Source organism: Streptomyces sp. OR43 (assembly GCF_008042275.1).
Lineage (GTDB): Bacteria > Actinomycetota > Actinomycetes > Streptomycetales > Streptomycetaceae > Streptomyces.
Genome location: NZ_RDBK01000001.1, coordinates 532,973 through 550,037, shown reverse-complemented (window position 1 = coordinate 550,037; position 17,065 = coordinate 532,973). Strand labels below are relative to the sequence as shown.

Below are 17,065 nucleotides of genomic sequence, written 5' to 3'. Positions count from 1 at the left end.
GGCTCTCCTCGGCGTCGCGGGTCCAGACGTTGGAACTGAGCCCGAAGGTCGTGTCGTTGGCCAGCTCAAGGGCCTCGTCGAGGCTCTCGGCCCGGTAGAGCGTGGCGACGGGGCCGAAGGTCTCCTCGTGGTGGATGCGCAGGGCGGGGGCCCGCGTTGCGCCGGAGCCGGTGGCGCGGCACGGTCGAAGTACCGAGGCAAGGAGGCCACAGTCATGCCCATCGCGACGGTCAACCCCGCGAACGGCGAGACCCTCAGAACGTTCGACGCCCAGGGAGCGGAGGAGATCGAGCGGCGGCTCGCCGCGGCGGACGCCGCCTTCCGCGCCTACCGCACCACCGGATTCGGTGAACGGTCCCGGCTCCTCAACCGCGCCGCGGACCTCCTCGACGAGGACCAGCAGGACATCGCCCGCACCATGACCCTGGAGATGGGCAAGCCCCTCAAGGCGTCCCGGGCCGAAGCCGCGAAGTGCGCCAAGGCCATGCGCTGGTACGCGGCCCACGCCGAGGAACTCCTGGCCGACGAGCATCCCTCTCCCGCCGACGTCGAGGACTCCGGTGCCTCACGCGCGTACGTCCACTACCGGCCACTGGGCACCGTGCTCGCCGTGATGCCGTGGAACTTCCCGCTCTGGCAGGTCATGCGGTTCGCGGCCCCCGCACTCATGGCCGGCAACACGGGTCTGCTGAAGCACGCTTCGAACGTGCCGCAGACCGCGCTGTACCTGGGCGACCTGTTCCACCGGGCCGGGTTCCCCGCCGGGTGCTTCCAGACGCTTCTGGTGGGCTCCGGAGCGGTCGAGGCGATCCTGCGCGACCGCAGGGTGGCCGCGGCGACCCTGACCGGCAGCGAACCGGCCGGCCGTGCCGTGGCAGCCGTCGCGGGGGACGAGATCAAGCCCACCGTCCTGGAGCTCGGCGGCAGCGACCCCTTTCTCGTCCTGCCCTCCGCCGACGTCGCCAAGGCGGCCCGCACGGCGGTCACCGCGCGCGTCCAGAACAACGGACAGTCCTGCATCGCCGCCAAGCGGTTCATCGTGCACACCCAGGTGTACGAGGAGTTCGCCGAACGCTTCACCGTGGGCATGCGCGACCTGACCGTGGGCGATCCGCTGGAGGAGTCCACCGACATCGGTCCGCTCGCCAGCGAACAGGGGCGCACCGACCTGGAGGAGCTCGTCGACGACGCCGTAGGCCAGGGCGCGACCGCCCTGTGCGGCGGCGGCCGGCCCGAGGGCCTGGCCGGGGGACTGGAGCGCGGCTGGTTCTACGCCCCGACGGTCCTCGCCGGGATCACTCCCGCCATGCGCATCCACCACGAGGAGACCTTCGGCCCCGTCGCCACGCTCTACCGGGCCGAGAGCCTCGACGAGGCCCTTGAGCTGGCCAACGACACGACCTTCGGGCTCAGTTCCAACGTCTGGACCCGCGACGCCGAGGAGAGCCGGCGCTGCGTCCGTGACCTGGAGGCGGGCGGTGTGTTCTTCAACGGCATGACGGCCTCGCACCCCGCGCTGCCGTTCGGCGGGGTGAAGCGTTCCGGATACGGACGTGAGCTCGCCGGTCACGGCATCCGCGCGTTCTGCAACGCCACCACCGTCTGGTACGGCCCCGAGCCGAGGTAACCGGACCACCGGACAGCCTGCTGAGAGGTGACCATGAGCGACGCCCCGCCGTCCCCGTCGACGACCGGCCCGACCGACGAAGAGATCGCCGCGCTCGACGCGCACTGGCGGGCCGCCAACTATCTGGCCGTCGGCCAGATCTACCTGATGGACAACCCCCTGCTGTCCCGGCCGCTCGTCCCCGAGGACATCAAACCCCGGCTCCTCGGCCACTGGGGCACCTCGCCGGGACTCAACCTCGTGTACACCCATGTCAACCGCATCATCGCCTCGCGCGGGACCGACGCGCTGTGCGTCTGGGGTCCCGGGCACGGCGGTCCCGCGGTCCTCGCCAACTCCTGGCTGGAGGGCAGCTACACGCAGACCTACCCCGACGTCAGCAGGGACGCGGCGGGGATGGCGCTGCTGTTCAAGCAGTTCTCCTTCCCCGGCGGCGTGCCCAGCCATGTCGCGCCGGAGACCCCCGGCTCCATCCACGAAGGCGGCGAACTGGGCTACGCCCTGGCCCACGCCTACGGCGCCGCGCTCGACCACCCGGACCTCCTGGTCACCTGCGTCATCGGTGACGGCGAGGCGGAGACCGGACCGCTCGCCGGATCCTGGCACGCCAACAAGTTCCTCGACCCCGTCCATGACGGGGCCGTCCTTCCGGTCCTCCACCTCAACGGCTACAAGATCGCCAACCCCACGGTGCTCGCCCGCCTCCCCGAGACGGAACTCGACGCCCTGCTGCGCGGCTACGGCCATGAACCCCTGTACGTGGCGGGGGACGACCCCCTCACCGTGCACCGGGCGATGGCCGCCGCGATGGACCGCGCCGTCGACCGCATCCGGGAACTCCAGGAGGCCGCCCGCACCGGCGGTCGGACCGGACGGCCGCGCTGGCCCATGATCGTGCTGCGTACGCCCAAGGGCTGGACCGGGCCCGCCGAGGTCGACGGACTGCCCGTGGAAGGCACCTGGCGCGCCCACCAGGTCCCGCTGCCCGGGGTCCGCGACAATCCGGAGCACCTGGGGCAGTTGGAGCGGTGGCTGCGCTCGTACCGGCCCGAGGAACTCTTCGACACCGAAGGGCGCCCCACGGACCAGGTCCTCGCCTGCGTGCCGGAAGGCGAGGCGCGGCTCGGCGCCACCCCCTACGCCAACGGCGGTCTGCTGCTGCGCGAGCTGCCGATGCCGGCCCTCGACGACCACGCCGTGCGGGTGGACAAGCCGGGGAGCGTCCTCCACGAACCGACCCGGGTACTCGGCGGGCTGCTGGAGGCCGTCATGGCGGCCACCGCAGGCCGGCGGGACTTCCGGGTCGTCGGCCCCGACGAGACCGCCTCCAACCGGCTCGACGCCCTCTACGGGGCGACCGGCAAGGCCTGGCAGGCGGACACCCTCCCGACCGACGAGCATCTCGCCCGCGACGGCCGGGTCATGGAGGTGCTCTCCGAGCACCTGTGCCAGGGCTGGCTGGAGGGCTATCTGCTCACGGGCCGGCACGGGCTCTTCTCCTGCTACGAGGCGTTCGCCCACATCGTCGACTCGATGGTCAACCAGCACATCAAGTGGCTGCGGACCTCGCGCCGGCTGCCCTGGCGCCGCCCCATCGCCTCCCTCAACTACCTGCTCACCTCACACGTCTGGCGCCAGGACCACAACGGCTTCTCGCACCAGGACCCGGGCTTCGTCGACCACATCCTGAACAAGAGCCCCGAGGTCGTACGCGTCTACCTGCCGCCGGACGCGAACACCCTGCTCTCCGTGGCCGACCACGTGCTGCGCAGCAGGGACTACGTGAACGTGATCGTGGCGGGCAAACAGCCGAGCTTCGACTGGCTCACCCTCGACCGGGCCCGCGCGCACTGCGCGCGCGGCGCGGGTGTCTGGGAGTGGGCGGGCACCGAGGACGGCAGCCGCGCACCCGACGTCGTGCTCGCCTGCGCCGGGGACGTACCCACCCTGGAGATCATCGCGGCCGCCGGACTGCTGCGACGGCATCTGCCGGAACTGTCCGTGCGGGTGGTGAACGTCGTCGACATCGCCCGGCTCATGCCGCACTCCGAGCACCCGCACGGGATGCCGGACTCCGAGTACGACGCCCTGTTCACCCGCGACAAGCCGGTGATCTTCGCCTACCACGGCTATCCCTGGCTGATCCACCGGCTGGCCTACCGCCGCGCCGGGCACGCCCAGCTGCACGTCAGGGGCTACAAGGAGGAGGGCACGACCACCACGCCCTTCGACATGGTGGTCCGCAACGACCTCGACCGCTACCGCCTGGTCATGGACGTCATCGACCGTGTCCCCGGACTGGGGGTCCGTGCCGCGGCGGTGCGCCAGGAGATGGCCGACACCCGGACCCGCCACCACGACTGGATCCGCGCCCACGGCACGGACCTGCCGGAGGTGGCGGACTGGACCTGGGAGGGCTGAGGTCACGGCGAAGGCCCGGACTCACGCGCCGTCCGGGCCTTCGCCATGCGGGAGGTCAGCGGCCGACCGCGCGGGCCAGCTCCGCCTTCGTCATGGCCGAACGCCCCTTGACGTTCTTGTGCTTCGCCTCTTCGTAGAGCTGGTCGCGGGTGGGGCCCGCGGCGCCACTGTGCGAGCGGAGCCCGCCACGCCGCGAGGACGAGATGTCCTCGACCGAGGTACGGCTCGCGGTCCGCGACTCGCCGGCGCGGGCGCGCTCCTTGTTCACGGTCCGGGCGGCGATCTCCTCGGCACGGTCCTCGCCGACCCCGCGCTCCTGGACGCTCTCCTTGATGTGCTCGTACTGCCGTTCCCGCTTCCGATTCGATCCGCGCGGCATGACGCGTTCTCCTCTCGGTGGCTTCGGCCCGGGGGACACCTCCAGTGTGACAAAGGGGGCCGGACCGGAGCCAACCGCTCAATAGCGCAGTGCCGCCGCGATCCGTCCGTGCTCCTTCAGCGAGTCGTCCGCGACGAAGACGACCTCGGCGCCGCTGTCCAGCGCCGCTTCGACCAGTTCGTCGACGATGTCCTCGCGGACGTTGCCGTCCGCCGGGTCCGCCGGGTCCGCCGCGTCGCCGCTCACCGGCACCAGGTGTTCCTGGTCGACCCTGACCGTCTGCTGGTGGTGCTCCTCCACCGCCACCAGGCCGGCGCGTCCCTCCCGTACGGCGGCCCACACCTCGTCGAGCCCGCCCGCGAAGGCACGCCGCCCGCGGGCCTCGTCCAGCTTGCCGTCGATCTCCGCGGCGAACCGCTTCTGCCGGGCCTCCAGCGCGYGGCGCAGCTCGGTCAGCAGATCGCTGGGCGAGGTGTCGGCAGGGGCACCCTTGGTGACCCGGCCCACCGCGTCCTTGGCCGCCTCGCCGACCTCGTCGAGCAGCGCGAGCGCGGGGGCGAGGCCCACCAGGTAGAGCGGGCGCGGATCGGTGGCCAGCACCCCGCGCAGCTTCTCGTCCACAGTGCGCAGGAACTGCCGGGTCTCCTCGTCGGTGAACGTGCTCGGTGTGTCGCCGATCCGTTCCTCGCGCTGCGGGTTGGGCGCCTCGCGCGGAGCCGTCAGCGGGAAGCCGCCGATGTGCTCCTCGTGCGCGGCGTCGGACGTGCCGCTGAACAGGGCGGCGTGGTCCGCGGACACGGTGAGCGTCCAGAACGGCCGCGCCTGCGCCTTCGCGGCGACCAGGTTGCGGGTCAGGTAGGTGTCGCTGAGCACCACCCGTTCGGGGGCCGTGCGCGGCAGCTGCCAGATCTGGAACTCGTCGGCGGTCGCGAGGATCACCAGGGAGTCCAGGGCGCGGCGCGGATCGACCTCGCCGACCGCGCGGTCGAGCTGCTGCTTGACCGCCGCGCGCACCTCACGGCCGGCGTCGGGGTCGGCGTCGAGCCGGTTGCCGGCCTCGGACACCAGGTTGCGCAGCCGTACGGCGTCCTGGGCGTTGTCCGGTGCCCGCCGGTGCGTCGGCATGGTCAGGGACAGGGCCGGATAGGGCTTGGCCGCGCGGAGCTCCTGCAACAGACCGGCGGTCAGGGCGTCCGTATCCATCAGTTCCCTCCCGGGGGACTTGTGCGCACTGCCGTGCGAGCGGGTGTGTGCGGGTGATTCGACGAGTCAATTCATACCTTTTGATCCTAATATGAGCGAGTTGGTCATTCCGGGCTCGGGAGGTATGCGCGATGTCCACGCTCACCGTGTGGAAGTTCCAGTCGGCCGAAGGCGCCGAGGACGTGGAGACAGCGCTGAAATCCCTTCAGAAGGAGGGACTGATCAAGATCCTCGACGCCGCCGTGGTGAGCTGGCCCGCCGACCGTGCCAAGCCGCGCACGAAACAGCTGCTCAACCTGGTCGGCGCGGGCGCGCTCAGCGGCACCTTCTGGGGCATGCTGTTCGGCCTGATCTTCCTGATGCCGCTGCTCGGCGCAGCCATCGGCGCGGCCGCCGGAGCGCTCGGCGGCAAGCTGGCCGATGTCGGGATCGACGACGACTTCATCGCCGAGGTCAAGGAGAAGATCACGCCCGGCACTTCGGCGCTGTTCCTGCTGACCATGAACGAGGTGCCCGACCGGATCAGTGAGGCGCTCCCCGGCGGCGGCGCCGAACTGCTCCACAGCAATCTGGACAGCCTCGGCGAGCAGCGGCTGCGCGACGTCTTCGGCGAGGACGCGGCATGACCATCCAGGAAGCGGCCCCGCGGCAGGTCCCCCGTTCGCCGGCCCCTTTCTCGTCGGCCCCTACTTCCCTTCGTACTTCCGAGCAGACGGAGCGTCCGTGAACCAGACCAGTCCCGCGCGGCGCGCCTGCGGCCGCCGCACCGCCCGCAGCTTGACCCCCGCCCTGCTCGCCGCGCTGATCGTCGCCGGCACCGCGGCCTGCGACAGCGACGACAGTTCGTCGCAGGGCACGGCCCGAAGCATCCAGACCGTGTCCCCGGAGCCGGCCAGGACGGCCACGCCCACCCGGAGCCCGCGCACCCAGGACGACTTCGCGGCCTCGGTCTCCGCCGATGTGGAACGCAACCGGCAGAAGGCGGTGGCGACGCTGGAGGGAGTCGAGGGCAAGGGCAACGCCGTCGCGGACGTTTCCGTCAACGGACTCCCGGTCGCGGCGTCGGAGCAGTTCCGCAGTGCCCTCGTGCGGGTGACCAACCGCACGGACGAGGCCGCCTTCTATGCCGTGCGGGTCGAGTTCGTGGACGCGTCCGGCAAGGTCCTCGACTCCGTGGTGCTCGGCTTCGCCGACGCACCGCCGGACCGGACGGTCAGTCAGCACGCCAACAGCCGCAAGGCCGCCGGCGTCAAGTCGTTCCCCCGCATCGCCCAGGCCGAGCGCGGCTGACGGCCGGGACCGGGTGAGCCCTGCCACCGGCGCGGTCACGGACGCGCTGCGAGAACTGCACTCCAGGTACGCCGGGGCCGGCGAAGGCGAGCTCGCGGACTACATCCCGCAACTTGCCCTCGCCGACCCGGGCGCCTTCGGCCTGGCCCTGGTCAGCATGGACGGCCACCGGTACAGCACGGGCGATGCCGGCGTCCCGTTCACCATCCAGTCGGTGTCGAAGCCGTTCGTCTACGCTCTGGCCCTGTCCCTCCTGGGCCTCGACGAGGTGTCCCGCTGGGTGAACGCCGAGCCCAGCGGCGAGGCGTTCAACGCCATCAGTCTGGAGCGCGGGACCGGGCGCCCGGCCAACGCGATGGTCAACGCCGGCGCCATCGTCACCACGGCTCTCATCCCGGACACCCCCGTCGCGCCGAGGTTCGGACGCATCCTCGACTGCCTGAGCCGCTTCGCCGGCCGGAGGCTCGACGTGGACGAGGAGGTGTACGCCTCCGAGGCCGCCACCGGGGACCGCAACCGCGCGCTCGCCTACCTCATCCGCAGCACCGGGCCCCTGCCCGTGGACCCGGTGGCGGCGGTGGAGACGTACTTCCGGCAGTGTTCGGTACGGGTCACGGCCCTGGACCTCGCCGCGATGGCGGCGACCCTGGCGCACGGCGGCGTCCATCCGCTCACCGGGGACAGGGTGGTGGCCGAACCCGTCGCCGCCCAGGTGCTCGCCGTGATGGCGACCTGCGGCATGTACGACGCGTCGGGCGACTGGCTGCTCCGGGTGGGGCTGCCCGCCAAGAGCGGGGTGTCCGGCGGGGTGATCGCCGCCGGGCCGGCCCGGTTCGGGCTGGCGGCGTACAGCCCGCTGCTCGATCGGACCGGGACGTCCGTGCGGGGACGTCTGGCGATCGGGACGCTCTCGGAACGCCTCGGCCTGCATCTGATGCACAACCCGGCACTGGCGGGCTCCACCGTCACCCTGGTCACCACCGCCGGCGGCCCGCCGGGCGGGCCCGAGGCCGGGAGCGGGCGCGGTGGGGTGGCGGTCGCCGCGGCGCAGGGGGCGCTGGACTTCACCGCCGCGGAGCGGGTCCTGTACGCCCTGGACGAGGCGGGCACCGGACGGACCGGCGCCGTGGTACTCGACCTGGTTCGGGTGACGGACATCGACACGGTGGCCCGGGCGATGCTGCGCAGCGGACTGGCCCGGCTCGCCGCCGACGGCAGGCCCACCGCCGTGGCCGACCCGGACGGCCGCCTCGTGGAGCCGGGCGAGGAGGCCGGGGCCACGCGCTCCTTCGCCTCCCGCGAGGAGGCCGTCGCCCGGTGCGCGGCGACGGCCTCGTCCTGGTGACCGTCCAGGAGGGTCAGGTCACCAGATGGCCTCGACCCACTCGGGGTGGTCGACGAACGGGTTCCGGTTGTGCTGGAACTGATCGAATATGACGTCGTTGCGGCGCTGTTCGAAGGTGTCCGGCGGGTCCTGCTCGCTCCACGTCTTCAGTACCGAGAGCCGGCCGATGTTCGGTGCGGAGCCGTTCGACACGCTGTCGTTGGGTTCGAGGTCGGCGAACGAGTCGTCGCCCTCGTAGCGCACCGCCATGTAGAGGATCATGCGGGCCACGTCGCCCTTGACCGCGTCGCGCGGTTCGAAGGAGTCGCCGTCGGTGTAGTTGCCGGGTGCGTCGCCCAGCTCGGTGCCCCCGTTGTCGAAGTCCTTGTTGCCGCGGGTGGAGTTGACCGACACGTCTTCCGGGCGCAGGTGATGGATGTCGGTTCCGGGGCCCGTGGCCGTGCCGAAGTCGCCGTGGGACTTGGCCCAGACGTGCTCCCGGTTCCACTGGCCGACGTTGCCGCCGTTGTCGCTCTTGGGTTCGGAGCGGCCGGTGTAGAGGAGGATCACGTTCGAGGAGTTGGCCGGATCCTCGTCGGTGGCCTTGAGCGCGTCCCAGACCTGGCTGTAGGTCAGCTTCGTCTGGTCGCTGATGATCGTGTGCAGGGCACCCTTGAGCGCGGTGCCGGTCTTGCCGAGCGCGTCCTGGTAGTACGTGTCGTCCAGGGCGCCGAGCCCGCCGGCGGACCGCGCCGGGGCCTGCGGCGTCGTGGCCGGTGCGGCGGCAGCGGTTCCGCCGAGCACCGCGAATGCGGCGATCGTGGCCAGCAGGGGGCGCCGGTGGAAAAGGTGACGACGGGACATGTGGGGTGTCCTCTCCGGAAATACGGGCACCGCGGCGCCGTCACAGGGTGGGGGGCGGCTCCGCGGTGGTCGTGTTACGTGGTGGTCAGCGGGAGCCTTCCACACGCACCGTGACCGAGGTGTGAACGCTGCGTACCTATCATGTGCAGGTCAAGTGAGGGTGCGGGTGGGCATCGGATGCGCCCCCGTCGGCGGGGGGTGAGAATTGCCGCAAGGACGAGGAGGCGGCATGAGCGACGAGCCCGAATCCATATCCGTACGGGGCGTGACCCCCGACAGCCTTTTGCACACCGGTGGCAGCGACCATCCCACGGCGGAGGACGTGGTCCTCGCCTCCGGGCGCGACCTGACACCCGGCAATCTCGAGTGGGCCGAACGCAGGCTGGCCAGGGACGGCAGGGCGGCCATCGACAAGCTGTTGCCGTAGAACCTCTCGGTCCGCCCGCCGTGGCCACCGGCGTCCAGCCGGCGCTGCGGCGGGCCGGGCCGCACCGGGCCGGGCCGCACCGGGGCGGTGCGAGCCGGTACGGGCGCTCGTCGGCGGCAGGGTGTGCGGGGCGTGTGGCGCCGCTCGGTTAGCCTGAACACAATATGAACCGTTTGACGACGTCAGGGGCCGGTTACGACCTCGCCCGATTCCCCGAGAACCCCCGCGACCCGTTCCGAGCATGGGACGCGGCCGACGAGTACCTGCTGCGGCATCTGGAGGGGATCGACGGGGCCGAGCCGGTCGGCCTCTCCGGCCGCGTCGTGATCGTCGGCGACCGCTGGGGCGCACTGGCCACGGCGCTGGCCGCGCACCGCCCCGTACAGATCACCGACTCCTACCTCGCCCAGCGGGCGACGGCGGCGAACCTGGAACGCAACGGCACTGATCCCGCTGCCGTGCGCCTGCTGTCCGCCCGTGAGACGCCGCCGGACCGGATCGACGTCCTGCTCGTCCGGGTGCCCAAGAGCCTCGCGCTCCTGGAGGACCAGCTGCACCGGCTCGCCCCCGCCGTCCACGCCGGCACGGTCGTCATCGGGACCGGCATGGTGAAGGAGATCCACACCTCCACCCTCAAGCTGTTCGAGCGGATCATCGGCCCCACCCGTACCTCGCTGGCGGTCAAGAAGGCCCGGCTGATCCACTGCACGCCGGACCCCTCCCTGAGCCGCACCCCCAGCCCCTGGCCCTACCACTACGAGCTGCCCGACGACGCCGGGGCCGTCGCCGGCCGCACGGTGGTCAACCACGCCGGGATCTTCTGCGCGGAGCGGCTCGACATCGGCACCCGCTTCTTCCTCAAGCACCTTCCGGTGCGCAGCGGCCCCGACCGGGTCGTCGACCTCGGCTGCGGCAACGGCGTGCTCGGTCTGGCCGCCGCACTCGCCAACCCCGAGGCCTCGCTCACCTTCGTCGACGAGTCCTACCAGGCCCTCGCCTCCGCCGAGGCGACCTTCCGGGCCAACGCCGCACCGGACGCCGAGGCCCGCTTCGTGGTCGGTGACGGGCTGGCCGGCGCCGAGCCCGGGGGCGCCGACCTCGTCCTGTGCAACCCGCCGTTCCACTCGCATCAGGCCACCACGGACGCGACCGCCCGGACCATGTTCCACGGCGCGCGCACCGCGCTGCGCCAGGGCGGCGAACTGTGGGTGGTGGGCAACCGCCACCTCGCCTACCACACCCAGCTCCGACGGATCTTCGGCAACTGCACCACGGTGGCCGGCGACCCCAAGTTCGTCGTGCTGCGCGCCGTCAAACGCTGACATCAGGGCGGCCGGCCCGCGCCCCTTCCGGATTCTTGCAACACGTTCTACTGTGTGCGCCGCCGCACACGGGCGACGCGAAGCGAGACTCCTGGAGGGGCCGTGCACCTCGAATACACGCCTGAACAGCAGCAGTTGCGCACCGAACTGCATGCGTACTTCGCCGCCCTGGTCCCCGACAACGCCTACGCGCGCTATGCCGACCCGGCCGCCCAGAAGCGCTTCTACCGCGAGACGATCCGCCGCCTGGGCGCCGACGGCTGGCTCGGCGTCGGCTGGCCCACGGAGTACGGCGGCCGTGGTCTGTCGCCCATGGAACAGTTCATCTTCTTCGACGAGGCGGCCCAGGCGGGCGTGCCGCTCCCGCTGATGGCCCTCAACACCGTCGGACCGACGATCATGCAGTTCGGCACCGACGAGCAGAAGGCCTACTTCCTGCCGAAGGTCCTGGCGGGGGAGATCGACTTCGCGATCGGCTACAGCGAACCCGACGCCGGCACCGACCTCGCCGCGCTCAAGACCCGGGCGGTGCGCGACGGGGACACGTACGTCGTCGACGGACAGAAGATCTGGACGACCAACGGTGACACCGCGGACTGGGTCTGGCTCGCCGCCCGCACCGACCCGGACGCCCCGCCGCACAAAGGCATCACCATGCTCCTCGTGCCGACCTCCGACCCCGGCTACTCCTGCACCCTGATCAACACCCTCGCCTCCCACGACACCACCGCCAGCTACTACGAGAACGTCCGCGTCCCCGTCTCCCGCCGGGTCGGCGAGGAGAACAAGGGCTGGCGGCTCATCACCAACCAGCTCAACCACGAACGCGTCACCCTCGCCGCCCACGGCACCATGGCCATCCGCGCCCTGCACAACGTCCGCCGCTGGGCCGCCGAAACCCGCCTCGCCGACGGCCGCCGCGTCATCGACCTCGGCTGGGTCCGCGCCCGCCTGGCCCGCACCCACGTCCGGCTCGACGCGATGAAGCTCCTCAACTGGCAGATGGTGTCCGCCGTCCAGCACGCCACCCTCACCCCGCAGGACGCCTCCGCGGTCAAGGTCTACGGCTCCGAGGCGCGCCGCGACGCGTACGCCTGGCTCATGGAGGTCGTCGGCTCCGCCGGACCGCTCAAGGAGGGCTCCGCGGGCGCCGTCCTGCACGGCGAACTCGAACGCGGATACCGGTCCGCCGTCATCTTCACCTTCGGCGGCGGCAACAACGAGATCCAGCGGGAGATCATCTCGTGGATCGGCCTCGGGATGCCGCGGGTACGCCGCTGAGACCCTGCGAGGGCCACCTCCCGGCCCTGGACACACTGTCGCCCGGAGGCCGCCGTGTGCGTGCGCCCCGSCGGGGCGCACGCACACGGCGGCCGCAGTTTCATGGGAGTTGTCTGTGAGTCCGCCGGTGGCGCGGCGCTCCCGAACCCGGCCCTGATCGGCTGAGCTGCGCGTTTGCGGCATCGAGGGGTGCCGGGCTCACATGCGGCTCACACGGTTGCCCAACCGGTTCCAGATGCCCCGGCCAGTCTTGATCTCGGATGCACCGACCGCGGTGCATGACTTCACGCCCTGCTGGAGGATCCGATGATCGAGGTGAATGGCCTCACCAAGCGCTACGGCGACGTGCCGGCCGTCGACGACCTGAGCTTCACCATCCGTCCCGGAGAGGTCACGGGCTTCCTGGGGCCGAACGGCGCCGGAAAGTCGACGACGATGCGGATGGTCCTCGGGCTGGACGCCCCGACCGCCGGCACCGCCCTGGTCAACGGCCTGCCGGTGGCCGAGCAGCCCGCGCCGCTGAGGGCCGTGGGAGCGCTGCTGGATGCCGGAGCCCTGCTGCCCGGCCGCAGCGGCTACCACCATCTGCTGGCGCTGGCCGCGGGCAACGGGCTGGGCCGCGGTCGCGTCGCGGCCGTCCTGGAGGAGGTCGGGCTGTCGGGCGTCGCCCGTCGGGCTGCCGGCACCTACTCGCTCGGCATGAAGCAGCGGCTGGGCATCGCGGCTGCGCTGTTGGGCGACCCGCCGGTGCTCGTGCTGGACGAGCCGCTGAACGGGCTCGACCCCGAAGGGATCGTCTGGATCCGCAAGCTGATGCGCCGGATGGCGGCGGAGGGCCGCGCAGTGCTGATGTCCAGCCATCTGATGAACGAGATCGAACTCACCGTCGATCACCTCGTCGTGATCGGCCGCGGCCGGCTGATCGCCGACACCCGTATGGCCACGTTCATCGCCGAGCACTCCGACCAGGAAGTCGTGGTGCGCGCGCCGCGCGCCGCCGACCTGGGCCGCCGGCTCACCCAAGCAGGCGCCGGGGTCCGCCCGGACGGCGAGAACAGGCTCGTCGTGACCGGCACCGGCCCCGCGCAGATCGGCGCTCTCGCCGCGGCCGGGGGCATCGAGCTCCATGAGCTGACGCTGCGCCGGACCTCCCTGGAGCAGGTCTTCATGGAGCTGACGCAGGACAGCGTCGAGTACTCCTCCGAGAAGGACGCCGCCTGATGGGCAAGACGCTCACCCCCGTCCGCACGCGCACCCGCGGCACATTCGCGCAGACACGCCGACGGCGCACCACGCCCGCCCGCGAGGACGCCGGCCGGGCCAGGTTCCGGCACGCTCTCCGCGCCGAGTGGATCAAGGTCCGGACGATGCGGTCCACGCTGTACGTCGTCCTCGGCACACTTCTGACGGGCGGCGGCCTCGCCGCGCTCAACGGCTCCTCCGCCGGGGACGAGTTCGCCGCCATGACAGCGGCGGACAAGCTTGCCTTCGACCCGCTGTCCACCAGCTTGAAGGGCTACATACTGGCGCAGGTCACCGTCGCCCTGCTGGGCGGCATGGTCATCACCGCGGAGTACGGCAGCCGCACCGTCGTCAGTACGCTCAGCGCCGTCCCCCACCGCAGCCGGGTCCTGGCTGCCAAGGCGGCCGTGCTCGCCTCGATCGCGCTGGTCACCGGATGGGCGACCACGTTCAGCGGATTCCTCGTGGGCCGGGCCGCGCTCAAGGGGGCCGGCGCGCCGCACCTGACACTGTCCGACCCACACGCCGTGCGCGCCATCCTGGGCGGCGGGCTGTTCCTGGCCCTGGCCGGTCTCATGGGCCTGGCCGCGGGAACGCTGATCCGCAGCACCACATCCACCGTGACCACCCTCTTCGCCACCCTGCTGATCGTGCCCGCGTTCGGTCCGGCGCTCCCCGCTCCGTTGTCGGACTGGACCGCGAAGTACTGGCCGCCGTCCGCCGGCGCACAGATCATGACCGGCTACCGGGACCCGGCCCTGCTCACGCCCTGGGCCGGGCTCGCGGTCATGGCTGGAAGCGTCGCGGTGCTGCTGGCCGCCGCGTTTCTCACCTTCCGCAAACGGGACGCGTAGGAAGATCGGACGAGGCACTGATGAACGGGACGGCGATGACAGACCAGCTGCTGGTAGTGGAGGACGACGCCACGCTGCGGGAACTGCTGTCCGCGAGCCTGCAACTCGCCGGCTTCTCCGTGACGTCGGTGACCACCGGAGCGGACGCACTGGCGTCGGTGCGGCACGGACGTCCCGACCTGATCGTCCTCGATGTCATGCTGCCGGACTTCGACGGCTTCGAGGTCGTACGGCGGCTGCGCCGGAACGGGCCGCCCGCGCCGGGCGGCCCGCCGCCGGTTCTGTTCCTGACCGCGCTGGACGCGGCCAAGGACCGGATCAGCGGACTGAGTGCCGGGGGCGACGACTACGTCACCAAGCCGTTCAACCTCGAAGAGCTGATCCTGCGCATCCGGGCCATCCTGCGCCGTACCAGCGGCCAGGCCCCGGACGGCCGACTGACCGTGGGCGACCTCGTACTGGACCCCGACAGCCACCAGGTGACCCGCGCGGGTGAGACCGTTCCGCTCTCACCCACCGAATTCAACCTGCTGCGCGTCCTGATGGAACACGTCGGCCAGGTGCTATCCAGGGAACAGCTCCTGGATCTCGTGTGGCACTACGACTTCGGCGGCGACGACAGTATCGTCGCCTCCTACATCAGCTACCTGCGCCGCAAACTGGACGCGTACGAGCCCAAGCTCATCCACACCGTGCGCGGCACCGGATACGTGCTGCGCAGGCCGGCGCAGTGAAGGGTTCCGACGCCCGGCCCGGCAGACGGCTGTCGCTGCGCAGCCGACTTCTGGCGATCACCCTCGCACTGCTCGTCGCCGCGCTCCTCGCCAGCACCGGTCTGCTCATCGACCAGCTCCAACGCGAACTCGTCCGTCGGCTCGACGAGCGGGTCGCGGGCCTCGCCGCCGTGGCCGCGCGCCTTCCCGGCCTGGCGGACGCGATCGGGAAGGACGCACCGCAGCTCCGCCAGAGCGTGGAAGAGCTGTGGCTCCCGGACGTCTACGTCGCTGTCCTCGGCCCCGACGGGCAGGTCACCAGGGTCATCCGGCCCGCCACCGGCCCCGCGCCCCAGCTGCCCCGTCTCGATACCGCGGCGGTCGCCGCGCACGACGGCAAGCCCTTTGCCCTGGAGGCGACGGGCGGCGGCGAGAGCTGGCGGGCCGTTGCCCTGCCGAGCACGGCCGGCACGAGCGGCGGTTCTGAAGGCAGTGTGGTGGTGGCAGGCTCACGCGGCGACGTCGATGACGCCATGAGGCAACTCGCCAAGAAGGTTCTTCTCATCGACGCCGCGGTCCTGGCCCTGCTGGGCCTGGCCGGATGGTTCGCGATGCGCGGCGGACTGAGGCCGCTGCGCCGGATCGAGTCCACGGCCGCCGCCATCGCCTCCGGCGACCTCTCCCGTCGTGTCCCACAGCTGGCGGCCCCGCGCACCGAGATCGGCAGGCTGTCCACCTCGCTCAACGGCATGCTCGACAGGATCGAGGCGGGCAACGCCGCCCGCGCCGAGACCGAGCAGCGCATGCGCCGCTTCATCGCCGACGTCAGCCACGAACTGCGCACGCCCCTGGCCGGCATCAAGGGCTTCACCGAGCTGTACCGGATGGGCGGCATGCCGGAGCGCGCCGACGTCGACGCCTCGATGAGCCGCATCGAACGCGAAGCCGGACGGCTGGCCGGCCTGGTGGAGGAACTGCTGCTGCTGGCCCGCCTCGACGAGGACGCTGCCGCCGCCGCGCAGACCCTGCAGGTCACCCCCATGGACCTGCGCACCCTGGCCGCCGACGCCCTGCACGATCTGCGCGCACTCGATCCGACGCGGCCCGTCACCCTCACCGGCCCCGGCGGTGGACCGGTGGCCGCGGCCCCCGTGCTCGGCGATGAGGCCAGGCTGCACCAGGTCACCTCCAACCTGGTGGGCAACGCCGTCGCCCACACCCCCGCCGGCACGCCGGTACGTATCGGTGTCGGCACCAGCGACGGCCTCGCCGTCCTGGAGTTCCGTGACGAGGGCCCGGGTATGACCCGAGATCAGGCAGAGCGGGCCTTCGACCGCTTCTACCGGGCGGACAGGGCCCGCGCCCGTGCCCAGGCCGGTGGCGGCGCCGGCCTGGGGCTGGCCATCGTCGACTCCCTCGTACGCGCCCATGGCGGCCGCGCGGAGATTCACACGCGCCCCGGCGCCGGCGCGACCTTCCGCATCCTGTTGCCGCTGCACTCCTGAGCGGGGCAACCCGGCACGGTCCCGGTGGAAATCTTGGGCGTGGACAACTGATATCCGAATGAATCAGGTCCGCCCGCACCGGCAGGGCCGCAACGGAGCGCCGGCCCCGTTGGAGAACGCCAGCCGTCCCCGCGGAAGCCCGGGGACGGCGAGCCCCGTTTCGCACGCCGCGATCACGGCCTGGGTGCGGTCCCGCAGCCCCAGCTTGGCCAGCGTGCGGCTGACATGTGACTTCACCGTCTCCTCCGTGACGAAGAGGCGCGCGGCGATCTCGACGCTCGACAGGCCTTCGGCGACGAGCAGCAGCACCTCGGTCTCCCGTGCCGTGAGCGTCTTCAGGCGCGTCGACGACCGGGTCCTGGCCCTGGCGGGCAGCTGCGCGAACTCACCGATCACCCGGCGGGTGACCCCGGGATCGAGCAGGGCGTCCCCGGCGGCCACAACGCGCACGGCGTCGAAGAGCCGCTCGGCGGTGGCGTCCTTGAGCAGAAAACCGCTGGCTCCGGCGCGCAGCGCGTCGTAGACGTACTCGTCCAGGTCGAACGTGGTCAGGATGAGGACACGGGGCACCTCTGCCCCGGTGGGCGCCCTCGTCCAGGAGCTGACGGGTGGC

Annotated in this window: 15 protein-coding genes and 2 pseudogenes; 12 read left to right on the top strand and 5 right to left on the bottom strand. The window is 71.7% G+C overall.

Annotation, left to right across the window (positions count from 1 at the left end):
• A pseudogene (locus tag EAO72_RS02420) lies at positions 1–148 on the bottom strand (aldehyde dehydrogenase family protein); the annotation flags it as partial.
• Between the two features lie 66 nt (positions 149–214).
• On the opposite strand from EAO72_RS02420, the gene EAO72_RS02415 reads away from it, so the two are divergent.
• Together EAO72_RS02415 and EAO72_RS02410 are read left to right on the top strand one after the other, a co-directional pair.
• On the top strand, positions 215–1,627 hold the full coding sequence (locus EAO72_RS02415) for an NADP-dependent succinic semialdehyde dehydrogenase (RefSeq protein ID WP_148015497.1): 1,413 nt from the start codon (positions 215–217) through the stop codon (positions 1,625–1,627).
• Between the two features lie 33 nt (positions 1,628–1,660).
• Positions 1,661–4,048, top strand: coding sequence for a phosphoketolase family protein (locus tag EAO72_RS02410; RefSeq protein WP_148015496.1), 2,388 nt, complete (start codon positions 1,661–1,663; stop codon positions 4,046–4,048).
• Positions 4,049–4,103: 55 nt separating this feature from the next.
• On the opposite strand, the gene EAO72_RS02405 is transcribed toward EAO72_RS02410, so the two are convergent.
• Positions 4,104–4,427 carry a plasmid stabilization protein gene (locus tag EAO72_RS02405; protein ID WP_148015495.1) on the bottom strand — a complete coding sequence of 108 codons (324 nt, stop codon included), beginning with the start codon at positions 4,425–4,427 and terminating at the stop codon, positions 4,104–4,106.
• Positions 4,428–4,505: 78 nt separating this feature from the next.
• Positions 4,506–5,630, bottom strand: coding sequence for a baeRF3 domain-containing protein (locus tag EAO72_RS02400; protein ID WP_148015494.1), 1,125 nt, complete (start codon positions 5,628–5,630; stop codon positions 4,506–4,508).
• A gap of 131 nt (positions 5,631–5,761) precedes the next feature.
• On the opposite strand from EAO72_RS02400, the gene EAO72_RS02395 reads away from it, so the two are divergent.
• The 3 genes from EAO72_RS02395 to glsA all read left to right on the top strand — a co-directional run bounded on the left by EAO72_RS02395 (position 5,762) and on the right by glsA (position 8,265).
• Positions 5,762–6,256 carry a DUF1269 domain-containing protein gene (locus EAO72_RS02395; RefSeq protein WP_148015493.1) on the top strand — a complete coding sequence of 165 codons (495 nt, stop codon included), beginning with the start codon at positions 5,762–5,764 and terminating at the stop codon, positions 6,254–6,256.
• A 97-nt stretch (positions 6,257–6,353) separates the two neighbouring features.
• Positions 6,354–6,920, top strand: coding sequence for a hypothetical protein (locus EAO72_RS02390; protein ID WP_148015492.1), 567 nt, complete (start codon positions 6,354–6,356; stop codon positions 6,918–6,920).
• A 13-nt stretch (positions 6,921–6,933) separates the two neighbouring features.
• Complete coding sequence (glsA, locus tag EAO72_RS02385) at positions 6,934–8,265, top strand: glutaminase A (protein WP_148015491.1); 1,332 nt, start codon at positions 6,934–6,936, stop codon at positions 8,263–8,265.
• A gap of 18 nt (positions 8,266–8,283) precedes the next feature.
• On the opposite strand, the gene EAO72_RS02380 is transcribed toward glsA, so the two are convergent.
• Positions 8,284–9,108 carry an endonuclease I family protein gene (locus tag EAO72_RS02380; protein WP_148015490.1) on the bottom strand — a complete coding sequence of 275 codons (825 nt, stop codon included), beginning with the start codon at positions 9,106–9,108 and terminating at the stop codon, positions 8,284–8,286.
• 229 nt (positions 9,109–9,337) lie between these two features.
• Between EAO72_RS02380 and EAO72_RS02375 the strand changes: the two genes are divergently transcribed.
• The 7 genes from EAO72_RS02375 to EAO72_RS02345 all read left to right on the top strand — a co-directional run bounded on the left by EAO72_RS02375 (position 9,338) and on the right by EAO72_RS02345 (position 16,452).
• The gene (locus EAO72_RS02375; RefSeq protein WP_148015489.1) at positions 9,338–9,535 is read left to right on the top strand and encodes a hypothetical protein; all 198 of its coding nucleotides are present in this window, start codon (positions 9,338–9,340) and stop codon (positions 9,533–9,535) included.
• Between the two features lie 164 nt (positions 9,536–9,699).
• Complete coding sequence (locus EAO72_RS02370; protein ID WP_148015488.1) at positions 9,700–10,857, top strand: methyltransferase; 1,158 nt, start codon at positions 9,700–9,702, stop codon at positions 10,855–10,857.
• Between the two features lie 102 nt (positions 10,858–10,959).
• On the top strand, positions 10,960–12,138 hold the full coding sequence (locus EAO72_RS02365; RefSeq protein ID WP_148015487.1) for an acyl-CoA dehydrogenase family protein: 1,179 nt from the start codon (positions 10,960–10,962) through the stop codon (positions 12,136–12,138).
• Between the two features lie 306 nt (positions 12,139–12,444).
• Positions 12,445–13,359, top strand: coding sequence for an ABC transporter ATP-binding protein (locus tag EAO72_RS02360; protein ID WP_148015486.1), 915 nt, complete (start codon positions 12,445–12,447; stop codon positions 13,357–13,359).
• Positions 13,359–14,234: an ABC transporter permease gene (locus tag EAO72_RS02355; protein ID WP_148015485.1), complete on the top strand. Its 876-nt coding sequence runs from the start codon at positions 13,359–13,361 to the stop codon at positions 14,232–14,234. The genes EAO72_RS02360 and EAO72_RS02355 overlap by 1 nt, the downstream gene beginning before the upstream one ends.
• Positions 14,235–14,269: 35 nt before the next feature.
• Complete coding sequence (locus EAO72_RS02350) at positions 14,270–14,968, top strand: response regulator transcription factor (RefSeq protein WP_148015484.1); 699 nt, start codon at positions 14,270–14,272, stop codon at positions 14,966–14,968.
• Positions 14,965–16,452, top strand: coding sequence for a sensor histidine kinase (locus EAO72_RS02345; protein ID WP_261991277.1), 1,488 nt, complete (start codon positions 14,965–14,967; stop codon positions 16,450–16,452). Before EAO72_RS02350 ends, EAO72_RS02345 begins: the two co-directional genes overlap by 4 nt.
• 141 nt (positions 16,453–16,593) lie before the next feature.
• Here EAO72_RS02345 and EAO72_RS02340 read toward each other — a convergent pair.
• A pseudogene (locus tag EAO72_RS02340) lies at positions 16,594–17,046 on the bottom strand (LuxR C-terminal-related transcriptional regulator); the annotation flags it as partial.
• Positions 17,047–17,065: the final 19 nt, after the last annotated feature.